Source organism: Geomonas agri (genome assembly GCF_020179605.1).
Lineage (GTDB): Bacteria > Desulfobacterota > Desulfuromonadia > Geobacterales > Geobacteraceae > Geomonas > Geomonas agri.
The window spans coordinates 60,183-73,008 of record NZ_JAINZO010000003.1; the positions used below are offsets into that span (position 1 = coordinate 60,183).

At 61.5% G+C, this 12,826-nt stretch carries 13 protein-coding genes; 2 read left to right on the forward strand and 11 right to left on the reverse strand.

What is annotated here, in order from left to right; all coding sequences use genetic code 11:
- Window positions 1-24 precede the first annotated feature (24 nt).
- Window positions 25-1,410, forward strand: coding sequence for an asparagine--tRNA ligase (gene asnS / locus K7R21_RS19495; protein WP_224984969.1), 1,386 nt, complete (start codon window positions 25-27; stop codon window positions 1,408-1,410).
- Between the two features lie 102 nt (window positions 1,411-1,512).
- Here the strand turns inward: asnS and K7R21_RS19500 are convergent, their stop codons facing one another.
- The 4 genes from K7R21_RS19500 to hpnJ all read right to left on the reverse strand — a co-directional run bounded on the left by K7R21_RS19500 (window position 1,513) and on the right by hpnJ (window position 5,024).
- A complete protein-coding gene (locus tag K7R21_RS19500) occupies window positions 1,513-2,268 on the reverse strand; it encodes a DUF3108 domain-containing protein (protein ID WP_224984970.1) in 756 nt (251 codons plus the stop codon).
- A gap of 84 nt (window positions 2,269-2,352) precedes the next feature.
- Window positions 2,353-2,733: an EamA family transporter gene (locus K7R21_RS19505; protein WP_224984971.1), complete on the reverse strand. Its 381-nt coding sequence runs from the start codon at window positions 2,731-2,733 to the stop codon at window positions 2,353-2,355.
- On the reverse strand, window positions 2,726-3,592 hold the full coding sequence (hpnK, locus tag K7R21_RS19510; RefSeq protein ID WP_224984972.1) for a hopanoid biosynthesis-associated protein HpnK: 867 nt from the start codon (window positions 3,590-3,592) through the stop codon (window positions 2,726-2,728). The genes K7R21_RS19505 and hpnK overlap by 8 nt, the downstream gene beginning before the upstream one ends.
- A gap of 10 nt (window positions 3,593-3,602) precedes the next feature.
- Window positions 3,603-5,024, reverse strand: a complete 1,422-nt coding sequence (gene hpnJ / locus K7R21_RS19515) for a hopanoid biosynthesis associated radical SAM protein HpnJ (RefSeq protein WP_224984973.1) — start codon at window positions 5,022-5,024, stop codon at window positions 3,603-3,605.
- A gap of 155 nt (window positions 5,025-5,179) precedes the next feature.
- On the opposite strand from hpnJ, the gene K7R21_RS19520 reads away from it, so the two are divergent.
- Entirely contained in the window at window positions 5,180-5,947 is a 768-nt protein-coding gene (locus K7R21_RS19520; RefSeq protein WP_224984974.1) for a phosphorylase family protein, read from the forward strand.
- Between the two features lie 8 nt (window positions 5,948-5,955).
- Here the strand turns inward: K7R21_RS19520 and ptsP are convergent, their stop codons facing one another.
- The 7 genes from ptsP to rpoN all read right to left on the reverse strand — a co-directional run bounded on the left by ptsP (window position 5,956) and on the right by rpoN (window position 12,586).
- Window positions 5,956-7,716, reverse strand: coding sequence for a phosphoenolpyruvate--protein phosphotransferase (ptsP, locus tag K7R21_RS19525; protein WP_224984975.1), 1,761 nt, complete (start codon window positions 7,714-7,716; stop codon window positions 5,956-5,958).
- Window positions 7,697-7,963 (reverse strand): HPr family phosphocarrier protein, encoded by a 267-nt coding sequence (locus K7R21_RS19530; RefSeq protein WP_224984976.1) that lies wholly within the window; start codon window positions 7,961-7,963, stop codon window positions 7,697-7,699. The genes ptsP and K7R21_RS19530 overlap by 20 nt, the downstream gene beginning before the upstream one ends.
- A 106-nt stretch (window positions 7,964-8,069) precedes the next feature.
- Window positions 8,070-8,465, reverse strand: a complete 396-nt coding sequence (locus K7R21_RS19535) for a PTS sugar transporter subunit IIA (protein ID WP_224984977.1) — start codon at window positions 8,463-8,465, stop codon at window positions 8,070-8,072.
- Complete coding sequence (gene rapZ / locus K7R21_RS19540; RefSeq protein ID WP_224984978.1) at window positions 8,462-9,325, reverse strand: RNase adapter RapZ; 864 nt, start codon at window positions 9,323-9,325, stop codon at window positions 8,462-8,464. Before rapZ ends, K7R21_RS19535 begins: the two co-directional genes overlap by 4 nt.
- 1 nt (window position 9,326) lies before the next feature.
- Window positions 9,327-10,277, reverse strand: a complete 951-nt coding sequence (gene hprK, locus K7R21_RS19545; RefSeq protein ID WP_224984979.1) for an HPr(Ser) kinase/phosphatase — start codon at window positions 10,275-10,277, stop codon at window positions 9,327-9,329.
- Window positions 10,278-10,427: 150 nt separating this feature from the next.
- Window positions 10,428-10,976, reverse strand: coding sequence for a ribosome hibernation-promoting factor, HPF/YfiA family (gene hpf, locus K7R21_RS19550; RefSeq protein WP_183349769.1), 549 nt, complete (start codon window positions 10,974-10,976; stop codon window positions 10,428-10,430).
- Between the two features lie 62 nt (window positions 10,977-11,038).
- The gene (rpoN, locus tag K7R21_RS19555) at window positions 11,039-12,586 is read right to left on the reverse strand and encodes an RNA polymerase factor sigma-54 (RefSeq protein WP_224984980.1); all 1,548 of its coding nucleotides are present in this window, start codon (window positions 12,584-12,586) and stop codon (window positions 11,039-11,041) included.
- Window positions 12,587-12,826: the final 240 nt, after the last annotated feature.

The window sequence follows — 12,826 nt, forward strand, 5'->3', positions numbered from 1 at the left end:
AAAATCCACCACTGGGGTGTTCACATGACTGCTAGAACCAAAGTGAAACAGGCGCTGGAAACAGGTAAAGCCGGCAGCACCATCCTCGTCAAAGGGTGGGCACGCACGGTCCGAAACAGCAAGGGGGTCACCTTCATCTCCTTGAACGACGGCTCGTGCCTCTCCGGGATCCAGGTGGTTGTCGAGCCGGATCTGGAGAATTACGAGGAGATTACCGGCATCGGCACCGGCAGCGCGCTTGCGGTCACCGGTCTGCTGCAGGACTCACCGGCCGCCGGCCAAGCACTGGAGCTGAAGGCGCAGCACATCGACGTGGTCGGAGGTGCCGACCAAGAATACCCGATGCAGAAGAAGCGGCACACCTTCGAGTACCTGCGCACCATCGCCCACTTGAGGGTACGCAGTAACACCTTCGGTGCCGTGTTCCGTGTGCGCTCGGCACTGGCCCAGGAGGTACACCGCTTCTTCGCGGAACGCGGCTTCCTCTACGTGCACACCCCGATCATCACCTCCAACGACTGCGAGGGTGCCGGCGAGCTGTTCCGGGTCACCACGCTCGACCTCGCCCACCCGCCGCTGGAGAACGGTGCCATCGACTTCTCCAAGGACTTCTTCGCCACCGCCACCGGGCTCACCGTGAGCGGCCAGCTGGAGGGGGAACTGTTCGCCCAGGCCTTCTCCGACATTTACACCTTCGGGCCGACGTTCCGGGCGGAGAACTCGAACACCGCGCGCCACGCCGCGGAGTTCTGGATGATCGAACCGGAGATGGCGTTCGCCGACCTGGCCGATGACGCCGACCTCGCCGAGGCCTTCTTCAAGCGACTGTGCCGCTTCGCCCTCGACCACTGCGGCGAAGACATGAACTTCTTCAACACGCAGATCGACAAGGGGCTGATCCAACGGATCGAAGCGGTGGCCCAGGCGTCTTTCGCACGCATGGACTACGGCGAGGCCATTGAGCGGCTCAAAAAGGCGCCGGTGTCGTTCCAGTTCCCGGTGGAATGGGGGCTTGACCTGCAAAGCGAGCACGAGCGCTACCTGACCGAGCAGGTGGTGGGGGGACCGGTCTTCATCCTCAATTACCCGAAGGACATCAAGGCCTTCTACATGAGGCAGAACGAGGACGGCAAGACGGTCGCCGCTATGGACCTCCTGGTACCCAAGGTCGGCGAGATCATCGGCGGGAGTCAGCGCGAGGAGCGCCTGGAGCTATTGGAACAGCGCATGATGGAAACGGGGATCGCACCGGAGTCGCTGTCGTGGTACCTCGACACCAGGCGCTGGGGCTCGACGCCGCACGCCGGTTTCGGGCTCGGCTTCGAGCGGCTGATCATGTACCTCACCGGCATGGAGAACATCAGGGACGTCATCCCCTTCCCCAGGACGCCGAGGCACGCGGAGTTCTAGAGGCTTGTAGAAGCAGGTTGAGGTTAAGGTTGAGAAAAAGCAAAGGCAAAGGCTGTAATAGCCTTTGCCTTTTGTTGTTTCAGGGTTTCCTCAACCTCAACCTTAATCTGTTTTTGCCGCCGCCTGCGGCCAGTAACTGCCGCCGCTCAGCACGGCCTTGATCTTGCCGATCTTCACCTTGGTCGAAACCATAACCGGTATTTTGAGAGCGTCGTCGGTAAGCCAGACCTTGACCTCGCCGGTACGGGCGAAGAATCCATCGGCTTTCATCAAAGGCTGCACCACGATGGTCTTAAATCTCCCCACCGGCGTCTCGATCTCCTCACGCCTAAGAACCTTCACCTCGGTATTCCAGAGCTTGTTGCAATCATAGATGTCGACGAACAGCGAATGACCGGGAACGAGTTCAAGGGTACGGACGTAATAGACGATGGAAAGCGGGTCATAGGTGACGGCACTGATATCGTCCACGCGCTGGGTCTTACCCAGGAGGTCCTTCGACTCTACCTTGAGCCGCTGCTGGTCGAATATCGCCTCCTTAAGGCGCCTGTGCTTTCCCTCATTGATCTTGTTGCGGAAGAACCTGGGGGAACCGAACCTGTCACCGCTGCCGCGCACTACAACCGATTCGGCACGGTCCTCCACTCGAAAGAAGGTGTCCAGCCATGGCAGTGATCGGGTTATGGTGACGATGTGGAGTTCGTTGCCCTTGGTGCTGACTTCCTGGGTGGTGGTCCCAGCCTTGATCCCGGTCCAGCTGACATCGTAGACCAGCTTCTCGTTGGGACTCATGGCGTGGGCAGGGAGTGCGGAGATTATGAGTACTGCGAAAAAAGACAATATGGCTGAAATTTTCATGTCCACAGATTAGCCCCTGGCGATATTTTTTATCAAGGGAAAAAGCTTAGGCATTTCCTAACCTTAGACATTTCAAACAATCTATCAAGCCCCGCTGCTCTTGGTGATCATGATGACGCCGATCGCAACCAGCACGGTCCCCGCCCAGCGCAGCGGGCTTACGACCTCGTGCAGGAAGTACTGGGACAGGAAGGCAACCAGTATGTAGTTCAGAGCCTGCATCGGCAGGGCCACGGAGAGATCCTCCCAGGAGAGGACGGCCAGCCACAGGAAGAAGAAGACGGCCAGCATGGCGGTGCCGAACACCAGCTTAGGGGTGGTAAGCGCCTGCACGGCGACCCGCATGATCCCTTTCAGGTTCATGGTCGAGATGTCTCCCAGCTCCTTCATGCCGCTGGCCAACAACAGGTCCCCGATGGTTCCTGCCGTGACCGCCGCCAGCATGACCACTACGGTTTTAAACATACGCCTTTTCCTCTCCGCGATAGTTTCTCAGTCTGATGCCGGCTGCGGCCAGTTTCTCCCTTACGCGGGGGCTGGTCAACGCCGCCAGTTCCGCCTCGTGCTGGTAATCGGGCATGCGTCGCGTGAGCGTAGCGCAGGGATGACAGCCTGGGTGGAAGTAGATCTCGGTGAGTCCTTCCCCCAGACCGTCCAGCGCCCGCAGCAGATACGCCTCGGTCATGTGCCCGGAGCTCAACAGCCCCTTCACCTCGTGCGCGTAGCGGATGCCGAGTCGCTCAAGCCGAGGGCGGCAGCGATCGGCCAACCGCGCGAAGATGAAGGCATCGGCACATTTGCCCACCAGCCGCGTCTTATCCAGCGCGAGGTTCGCCGGAAGGTTTTCCCTGGTGAGGCGAAAGCTCTTGATGCCGTAGCCGGGCATCAGCTCGCAGAGGATGTCGAACACCACCGGGTGCATATGGATGTTGAGGTGGCCGTCGACGTGGGACAGCTCGACGCCGGCATCGCGGCACCTGGCCAGTTGCGCGTCGATCTCCAGGCGCAGCTTTTTCCTCAGGCCCTTGAGAAAGAAGTAGCGCATCCCCGCCTGCACCGGGTCGTCAGTGAACTCCCCCCCGGCATCGGTCAGGGCGGGCAATCCCCCCTGCGCCAGGACCGCGCTCCCCTGGACCAAGGTGAGGTGCAGCCCCACCTGCAGAGCGGGGTTGGCGCGGGCGAAGGCCGCCGCTTCCTCGAAGGCGTCGCCACCAACCATGAGCGAGGTGCTGGTGAGCATCCCCTCCTGCCAGGCCGTGATGATGCCGCGGTTCGCCCCGGCGCTCAGTCCGAAATCGTCGGCGTTGAAGATGACTTCTTTCATTGCAATGCGGCTAGCAGGCGGCCTGCTTGCGCTTTCTCATGTAGCTCAGGTACTGGGCGCCTTCCTTGAGGAGCTTGCGGCGCACCTGGGAGTCGACCAGCATGCTAAAGATGCTGCGCGCTATGTAGCGGGGGCGGAAGTAGAACTTGTTGTAGAACAGCTCCACCGCATCGAAGATCTCCTGGTTGGTGAGATCGGGGTAGTTGATGACGCACTTCTGGTGACCGGTCTCGTCGAGGAAGCTGTCGGAGGCGATCCAGCCGTTCTCCTTGGCCATCTGGTAGAACTCGGTCCCCGGGTACGGGGAAGCCAGGGACACCTGGATCGAGGTGAGGTCGAGGTCGATGGCGTAAGCGATGGTTTCCTTGATGGTCTCGCGGGTCTCGCCGGGAAGCCCCAGCACGAAGGCGCCGTGCACGGTGATGCCGAGCTTCTTGCAGTTCTTGGTGAACTCGATCGCCTGCGCCTTGGTGACCCCCTTCTTGATGTTCTTGAGAATTTGCTCGTTGCCGGACTCGTAGCCGACCACTACGTGGTGCATCCCCGCCTCGCGCAGTTCCTTCAGGGTCTCGTAGTCGCAGTTGGCGCGGGCGTTGATCACCCAGGAGACGTTCAGGGGCTTGATCAGCCTGGCGATGGCGATGGCGTGCTGCTTATCGGCGGTGAAGGTGTCGTCGTCGAAGGAGATGTCCTTCACGTAGGGAAGGTTCTCCTTGATCCACTTCACCTCTTCGTACACGTTCTGCGGACTTCTCTTTCTGAGCGTGCGCCCGGAGAAGGTCTGCGGCCAGAGGCAGTAGATGCAGCGCGAGGGGCAGCCGCGGCTGGCGTAGATGGAGACGTAGGGATGCCGGAAATGCGGAATCACGTACTCGTCGATGGGGAGGTCGCGCTGGTAAACCTTGCTGGCGAAGGGAAGCGCGTCCAGGTCGGCGATGGGGGGGCGGTCCTTGGTGTGCACCACCTTGCCGTCTTTCATGAAGCTGATGCCGTCCACCTCTTCCCACGGCTTACCTTCGCACAGTTCCTTGGTGGAATAATCGAATTCGCCGCGGCAGACGATGTCAACCGCACCGGCGGCGAAGCGGAGGCTCTCCTCGGGGAGGATGCTCACGTGGGGGCCGGTCAGTACCGTCACCGTCCCCGGCTTCTGCGCCTTGACCCGGCGCGCGGTTTCCACGTCGATGGCCAGAGTCGGGGTGGAGGTGTACATCACCACCATGTCGTAATCTTTGGCTATATCAAGGCACGCATCGAGGTCCAAGCGCTGTACCGGCGCGTCGACCACGCGGGAGCCTTCTATCATCCCGGCCGGATAGGTGAGCCAGCCGGGGAACCAGAAAGAGGTCACCTCGCGCGAGGCCTGGTAGCGGGCACCAGCACCCCCGTCAAAATCCTCAAAGGTCGGCGGGTTCAAAAACAACGGCTTCATACACCCCTCCAGATTAATAGCGTCACACTAAAAAAAGAATCCTGACTATAAGACGGCGGCCACTTTTTGTCAAGGTGAACCGCCCCCAAGTCCGGGAAAGCGTTGCGGTGGCGGCTCCCCTCTGATAAAGTGACCGGTCGAAAGGGAGAACCAAAATGGCCAAGGAAAACAAAAGCCTGGGTGTCGTAGCTGCCATGCCCCAGGAGATCGCGCCGGTGCTGGCGCGCATAAAAGGATATGCCCGGGGCAACATCGACGGGCGCAACCTGTACCGCTTCCCCGTCAACGGCAGCCTGGTCTACCTCATCGAGTCCGGCATGGGGCCGGCGCAGGCCGCGGCGGCGACCAGGGCGCTGATCAGGCACGCCAACCCGGATGCCATCCTCAATTTCGGCTTCGGCGGCGCCGTGCTGGCCGGCCTCGAAGTCGGCGAGCTGGTGCTGGCGGACCGCGTCTTTCACCTGGACCAGGGGACGTTGCGCGAACTCCCGCAACCCGACGCCCCCCTGGTGTCCCTGGTGCAGGACTACTGCGCCAAGGTGGGGCTGCAGGTACGGCGCGGTGGCTTCATCACCGCCTGCGGCATCAGGAACAAGACCGAGATGGCGAGCCGGCTCGGCGGGAGCACGCCGCTGCCGCTGCTCGAGATGGAAACGGCGGCGGTACTCGAACAGGCACAGGCTGCAGGGATACCGCTGGTGGCGATCCGGGGAGTGAGCGATGCGGCCGACGAGGAGCTCGGGTTTGCCATCGAGGAGTTCTGCGACGCCGATCTGCACCTCACCCCCTGGCGGGTGGCGTGGACCATCGCAAAGCGGCCGTTGTTGATTCCACAACTGATCAGGCTGGCGGGGAATTCACGCAGGGCGGGAAAACGGCTGGCACTGGCAGTCGAGCTCGCGCTGCAGGCGCTGACGCGGTAACCCCTGCCCTAGTCGAAGCTCTCGGAGAAACGGGCGGCAATCATCCCCTTCAGGTAGGCGTCCGCCTCGGCGGCGGTGGCAAAGCTGAGCGCCTTCAAGGCCACCTCGCGCGCCTCCTGCACGGTGCAGCGACGCAGGATCTTCTTGACCCGCGGGATAGAGACTGCATTCATGGACAACTCGTCGTAGCCAAGCCCCAACAGGATCGGGAGGTACTCGGGGTCCCCCGCCATCTCGCCGCAGATGGACGCCTCGATCCCCGCCGCGTGGGCCGCGTCGACGATGGTCTTCAGCGACCGGAGCACGGCCGGGTGCAGCGGCTGGAACAGCGAGGAGAGGTGCTCATTGGTGCGGTCGATGGCCAGCGTGTACTGGATCAGGTCATTGGTACCGACGCTGAAAAAGTCGACCTCCGCTGCCAGCAGATCGGCGATAACCACGGCTGACGGGATCTCAATCATGATGCCGACCTGCACCTGCTCGTCGAAGGGGTGCTTGCCGCGCAGTTCCTCTTTCACCTGCTCCAAGAGGGCCTTGGCGGCCCGCACCTCGGCCACTCCGGATACCATCGGGAAGAAGAGCTTCACCTCGCCGAAAGCGCTCGCCCTCAGGATCGCCCGCAACTGCGCCTTGAAGGCCTCGGGCTGACGCAGCGACAGGCGAATCGCCCGCACCCCCAGCGCCGGGTTCATCTCGTCGGAGAGGTCGAGATCGGTGAGGCACTTGTCACCGCCGATGTCGAGCGTCCTGATGGTCACCGGCTGCGGCGCCATTTTCTTCACCAGAGCTGCGTAAGCCTCGAACTGCTCTTCCTCGGTGGGGAGCTTGCTGCGGTTGAAAAAGAGCATCTCGGTGCGGTACAGGCCGATCCCCTCGCCGCCGTGCTTGTGCACCGAGGCAACCTCCTCGATGAACTCCACGTTCCCCTTGAGGCGCATGCGATGCCCATCCAGGGTCTGGGCCGGCAGGTCGCGCAGCTTCAACAGCTCCCGCTCCACGTACTCGTAGCGCTGCTTCTTCTGCAGGTACTCCTTGAATTCCTCAGCACTGGGATTGATGATCACCACGCCGGCGGCGCCGTCGATGATCAGGGTGTCCCCTTCACAGACTTCCCCGGTGGCCCGCTCCAGCCCCACCACCGCGGGGACCTCGAAGGCCCGCGCCAGGATGGAGGAGTGGGAGGTCTTCCCCCCGAGATCGGTGATGAAGCCCATCACTTTGTTCTTGTCGATCTGCAGGATGTCGGCCGGGGAGAGGTCGTGGGCCACCACGATAACCTTCCCCTCGATGCTGTCCAGGGGCTCCTGTTTCTGCCCCACCATGTGCCGCAGCACGCGTTCGACTACAGTTTCCACGTCGTTGCCGCGCTCGCGCAGGTACTCGTCGTCCACGCCGTCGAAGAAGGCCTTGAAGCGCCCGAGGGTCCTCTTCAGAGCGCCCTCGGCGTTGATGCCGAGCCGCTCGATGTACTGCGTGGTCTCCCCGACCAGCATAGTGTCGTCCAGCAGCATCAAGTGGGCGTCGATGACGCAGAGGTGCTCGGGACCGTGGGTGCTGGAGAGCTGCTCGCGCAGGTCGAAGAGCTCCCCCTTGGCGCGCTCGATGGCTCGGGTGAAGCGGTCCAGTTCCCCCGGGATCTCCTCGTTGGCCACCAGCACCTCGGTGACCGCTACGCGGCGCCGGTCGGTGATGCGGACCTGCCCGATGGCGATGCCGGCGGAGGCGCCGATCCCCTTCAACTGTCTCGACTCACTCTTCTCCGAATCCATTCCGGATCAGCTCCCCGATGGCGGCGTAGGCCTCGACCTCGTCCGTCCCCTCGACCTTCAAGGTAATGGTGCTCCCCTTGGCCGCCGCCAGCATCATGATCCCCATGATGCTCTTGCCGTTCACCTCGACCCCCTCGCGCTCGATCCTGATCTCGGAGGAGAAACCGCTGGCGGTCTTCACCAGGAGCGCGCTCGCCCTGGCGTGCAGCCCCAGCTTGTTCGGTATTACGAATTCGCCTTCTATCATATGTGCACTCATCCTCCTACGCCGAAGGCTTCGGTGGATAAACCCTCCTTATGTTACTTGTCCAGAGTCTGCGCTAAGGCTCCGCTGGGTAAACCATCCTTTTCGCTTACTTTTTAAGGAAATCTCCGGCTACCGTGATCCCTTCCTGCGCGCTCTCCTTGAGCTTCAGCGCCAGTTCCGAGACGCTGCAGCGGTTGCGCTCCTGGGTGAAACGGATCAGCATCGGGAGGTTCACCCCGGTCAGCACCTCGACCTTTCCTTCCTGCAGAAAGGAGATGCTCATGTTGGACGGGGTGCCGCCGAACATGTCGGTCATGATGATGGCACCGTCGCCGGAAACCCGCGCCACGGCCTCCTTGATGTCGTTCATGACATCGGTGGCCGATGCATCGGGAGCAATGCCCACCGCCTCGGCCAGTTCCAGCTTCCCTACTATCATCTCCGCCGCGGTCAAAAGCTCACTGGCCACGCCGGCGTGTGCTACCAAAAGCAGTCCTATCATCCCAGCCCCTTCTCTATATCCCTGTGGGAAATTTTTATGTTCACGTTCCGCTGACGGAAGTAGTGGTACAGCTCTTCTGCGATGGCCACCGAGCGGTGCCTGCCGCCGGTGCAGCCGATGGAAACCGACAGGTAGGACTTCCCTTCCCTGCGGTACCCCGGCAGCAGGAACTCCAGCATGTCCCGGAACCGCTCCAGGAACACGACGGTCTCCTTCTGCTTCAAGACGTACTCGCGGACCCCCGGCTCCAGGCCGGAGAAGTGGCGCAACTCGGGCACGAAGTAAGGGTTGGGGAGAAAGCGCACATCCATGACCAGGTCGCTCTCCAGGGGGAGCCCGTAGCGGAAGCCGAAGGACTGCAGGTTCACCTGCATCTCCAGGGCGCCCTCCCCCCCCTTGACAAGCCCGATCACCACCTCCTTGAGGCGATGCACGTTCATCTCCGAGGTGTCGATGATGGCGGTGGCGATGCGCCGAAGGCCCGCCAGCTGATCGCGCTCGAAGCGGATCCCCTCCGGGACGCTCGCCCCTTCCAGGGCGGGGTGGCGGCGACGGGTCTCGGAAAAGCGCCGGATCAGCACTTCGTCGGTGGCGTCGAAGTAGAAGATCTTGACGCTGTGCCCGGCCGAGGCGATGGCCTGGAATACCTGGTCGTACCCCTTGATGAAGTCGCGGCTCCTGATGTCCATCACCAGGGCCACGTCCTTGATGTCCTCGCGGGAGTGCTCCACCAGCTCAATGAAGGTGCTCACCAGCGAGACCGGCAGATTGTCCAGGCAAAAGAAGCCTTCGTCCTCCAAGGCCTTCACCGCCGTCGATTTTCCCGAGCCGGAGAGGCCGGTTATGATGACGATGCGCATGCTATTCCACCTCGTTGCCCAAGGGGCGGAACTCCAGGCGGGCCAGGAGCTTCTCGTGGAACTCGCGGGCGGAATGGTACCCCATCCCCTTCAGGAGGAAGTTCCTGGCGGCGACCTCGATGATCGAGGTCAGGTTCCGGCCCGGTCGGACCGGTATCTTCACGTGGGGCAGGTCGACGCCCAGGATGGTCTTGACCGGCTCGTCGATCCCCAGCCGCTCGTATTCCTGGTTCGCGTCCCACTCCATGAGTTCGAGGACCATGTCGATGATCTTCTTCTCGCGGATCGAGGAGACCCCGTACAGGTCCTTGATGTTGATGATGCCCAGGCCGCGGATCTCCATGTGGTACTGGATGGTCTCGCCCGCCTGTCCCACCAGCGCCGCCGGCATCTTCTTCTTGATGTGGATCACGTCGTCCGCCACCAGGCGATGGCCGCGGATGACGAGGTCGAGTGCGCACTCGCTCTTGCCGATGCCGCTCTTGCCCAGAAGGAGCACGCCCACACCGAGGACGTCGACCAGCACGCCGTGGATATGGGTCGAGGGAAGCAGGCTCTCTTCGAGGAACTTGGTGATCAGGCTGATGAAGGTGGAGGACTGGTGGTGGGTCACCAGGAGCGGGATACCGGCAGCCTCGGCGCTGCGTTTCAGGAACTCCGGGGGATCGAGCCCCTTGGTGACGATGAAGCAGGCGATGGGGTAGCTGCACAGCTTCTCGATGTGCCGGGAACCGACTTCTTCGGGTATCTGGCTCAGGTAGGAGATCTCGGTGTTACCCAGCACCTGGACCCGGTCCGGATGCAGGTGTTCCGTGTAGCCGGTGAGGGCCAGGCCCGGCTTTTGGATGCGGGAGCTGTAGAGCCGGTTACTGAGGCCCGCTTCACCGCCCAGAAGCTGCAGGTCGAGGCCGTAAGCCTTGTCTTCCAACAGGTCCTTGATGCTGAGGCTCATGCTTGTCAATGCTGCGACCTTTCCCCCGTGCACGCGAACAGCCCCAGAAGGGGCCGTTATCGCGATGGGAGACGCCACGGGGACGCCTCCCATCCGCATTTTTCAACCCGGGACTGGGGCTCCGGGTCCTTTGTTCAGCTCAAAAGAGCGCTACGGGTTCTCCGGGGAGATCAGGCCGTAGTTGCCGTCTTTCCTGCGGTAAACCACGTTGATGGTCTCGGTGGAGGACTCGGTGTAGACCAGGAAGTCCTTGTGCAAAAGTTCCATCTGCATCACCGCTTCCTCGACGGACATCGGTTTCATGGTGAAGCTCTTGGTCTTGATGATGACCGGGGCCTGGGTTCCTTCCTCGATCCCCTGGGCCTGCACGATCGCCTTCTGTACCTGGCGCTCGCGCGCGTCGGAAGCCGGCTTGTGGGCCTTGATGCGCTCCTTGAAGCGGCGCAACTGGCGCTCGATCTTGTCGGACACTGCATCGATGGAGGCGTACATGTCGTTGGTCTCTTCCGCGGCCTTGATGGTGATCCCCTTGGCGTTGATGGTCACCTCGGCCATGTGACGGATCTTCTCAACGGTCAAAAATACCTGGACGACAATCGGCTCGTCTATATATTTCTTAACCCGGTCCAGCTTCTCCTCTGCGTAGCTTTTCAGCGCTTCGCTCGGTTCCATGTGCCTGAAAGTCGTGGTTATCTGCATACGAAGTACCTCCCTTTATTGTCAATACACGCGAAGCGCCCGCCACACGGCGGTGTCCGCGTTTAGAAATGCTTCTTGCGCTCCGAGGACGAACCGATGCGGAGCATCTCGCGGTACTTGGTCACGGTGCGCCGTGCAATGACGATGTTGTGGTCGGACAACATCTCCGCCAGGCGCTGGTCCGAGTAGGGGCGCTTGGGATCCTCGTTGTCCACCAGTTCCTTGATCTTGCTCTTGACGCTCTCGGAGGCGATGAAGTCCCCCTCGCCGGTGGAGATCCCCGAGTTGAAGAAGTACTTCAGCTCAAAGAGCCCCTGTGGGGTCTGCATATACTTGTTGGTGGTGACGCGGCTGATAGTGGACTCGTGCATGCCGATGTCCTCCGCGATGTCGCGCAGCACCAACGGGCGCAGGTATTCGATGCCGCGGTCAAGGAAGTCGCGCTGGAACTTGACAATGCTCTTGGCCACCTTGAAGATGGTGCGCTGGCGCTGCTGGATGCTCTTGATGAGCCAGATGGCGGAGCGCATCTTCTCACCGATGTAGTCTTCGGCCACCTTGTCCACGGCGCGGCTTGACTTGGCTTCGGGAGCGTAGATCGGGTTGATCCTGAGGTTGGGCATCCCCTCGTCGTTGAGCATCACCACGTACTCGTCGCCTACCTTGTGCACGAAGATGTCGGCGGAGATGTACTGCACGTCGTCACTGCCGAAAACGCGGCCCGGCTTGGGGTCGAGCTCGGCGATGATGCGGGTCGCCGCCAGGATATCGTTAACGTCCACCCCGAGCACCTTGGCCGCCTGCTTGTACTTGTGGCTCTCCAGATCCTTCAGGTGGTCGCGCAACAGCGCCTCGACCAGGCTCCCCGCCATACCCAGGCTCGCCACCTGGATCAGCAGGCACTCGCGTAGGTCGCGGGCGCCGACGCCGACCGGGTCGAACTCCTGGATCCGCTTCAGCACCCCCTCGACCAGCGGGGTCAACACGCTCTCGGCGAAACCGTCCGCCGCCTCGGTCGATTGATCCTCGGAGGCGTCGGCGGGAAGCCCAGCCCACTCCAGGGCCTCTTCGAGGAAGGGGCTCGCCTGGACGCAGGCCGACGCGATATCCTCGAGGCTCGCGCGCAGGTAGCCGTCCTCGTCGATGTTGCCGATGATCTCTGCGCCAACCACCATCTCGCGCTCAGTGAGGCGGGTGAGGCTCAGCTGCCAGATCAGGTGGTCGAACAGGGTAGATTTCTTGGTCAGGAGGTTTTCAAAAGAGGGGCGGTCCTCGTCGTCGTAGTATTGCTCGCCGGAACTGTAGTTGTAGCCGTCGATGTAGGAGTCCCAGTCGGTGTCCCGGGTCTCTTCACCGGCACGGACCTCTTGGAAGTCATTGGCGGCACTCTCCGGCTCCGCTTCCTTCTCGCGCAGTTCGAGCTGCTCGGGCTCGCGGATCTCCTCCTGTTCGATTACCTCGTCCAGGATGGGATTTTCCTCAAGCTCCTGCCGCACTACGTCCTGCAACTCCAGCCGGGAGAGCTGAAGCAGCTTGATGGCCTGCTGCAACTGGGGGGTCATCACCAGTTGCTGACTCATTTTCATCTGCTGGCGCATCTCTATTGCCATAAGTCCTCACAAACCCTTGAAAACCGTTCTGCGTTCTGCCTGGTTGTTCTACATAAAAAACCGGGAACCTATTGATAAACCGTGTAATTGATGATCATGCGAGCTGTATGAGAATGGAACGTCCCGATGTTCATGGAGTAACTGTTCTCTTTGTTCTCATTATAGCGTGAGCAACGAACTTTGGCGACCTTGATTTCGCATTTTAATGTGGAGCGCAGCGACAAGAACATAGAACGTAAT

Excerpts from the sequence above, each read along its gene's own strand:
- asnS (WP_224984969.1), top strand. The coding sequence starts at position 25 with ATGACTGCTAGAACCAAAGTGAAACAGGCGCTGGAAACAGGTAAAGCC.
- K7R21_RS19500 (WP_224984970.1), bottom strand. The coding sequence starts at position 2,268 with ATGAAAATTTCAGCCATATTGTCTTTTTTCGCAGTACTCATAATCTCC.
- K7R21_RS19505 (WP_224984971.1), bottom strand. The coding sequence starts at position 2,733 with ATGTTTAAAACCGTAGTGGTCATGCTGGCGGCGGTCACGGCAGGAACC.
- hpnK (WP_224984972.1), bottom strand. The coding sequence starts at position 3,592 with ATGAAAGAAGTCATCTTCAACGCCGACGATTTCGGACTGAGCGCCGGG.
- hpnJ (WP_224984973.1), bottom strand. The coding sequence starts at position 5,024 with ATGAAGCCGTTGTTTTTGAACCCGCCGACCTTTGAGGATTTTGACGGG.
- K7R21_RS19520 (WP_224984974.1), top strand. The coding sequence starts at position 5,180 with ATGGCCAAGGAAAACAAAAGCCTGGGTGTCGTAGCTGCCATGCCCCAG.
- ptsP (WP_224984975.1), bottom strand. The coding sequence starts at position 7,716 with ATGGATTCGGAGAAGAGTGAGTCGAGACAGTTGAAGGGGATCGGCGCC.
- K7R21_RS19530 (WP_224984976.1), bottom strand. The coding sequence starts at position 7,963 with ATGATAGAAGGCGAATTCGTAATACCGAACAAGCTGGGGCTGCACGCC.
- K7R21_RS19535 (WP_224984977.1), bottom strand. The coding sequence starts at position 8,465 with ATGATAGGACTGCTTTTGGTAGCACACGCCGGCGTGGCCAGTGAGCTT.
- rapZ (WP_224984978.1), bottom strand. The coding sequence starts at position 9,325 with ATGCGCATCGTCATCATAACCGGCCTCTCCGGCTCGGGAAAATCGACG.
- hprK (WP_224984979.1), bottom strand. The coding sequence starts at position 10,277 with ATGAGCCTCAGCATCAAGGACCTGTTGGAAGACAAGGCTTACGGCCTC.
- hpf (WP_183349769.1), bottom strand. The coding sequence starts at position 10,976 with ATGCAGATAACCACGACTTTCAGGCACATGGAACCGAGCGAAGCGCTG.
- rpoN (WP_224984980.1), bottom strand. The coding sequence starts at position 12,586 with ATGGCAATAGAGATGCGCCAGCAGATGAAAATGAGTCAGCAACTGGTG.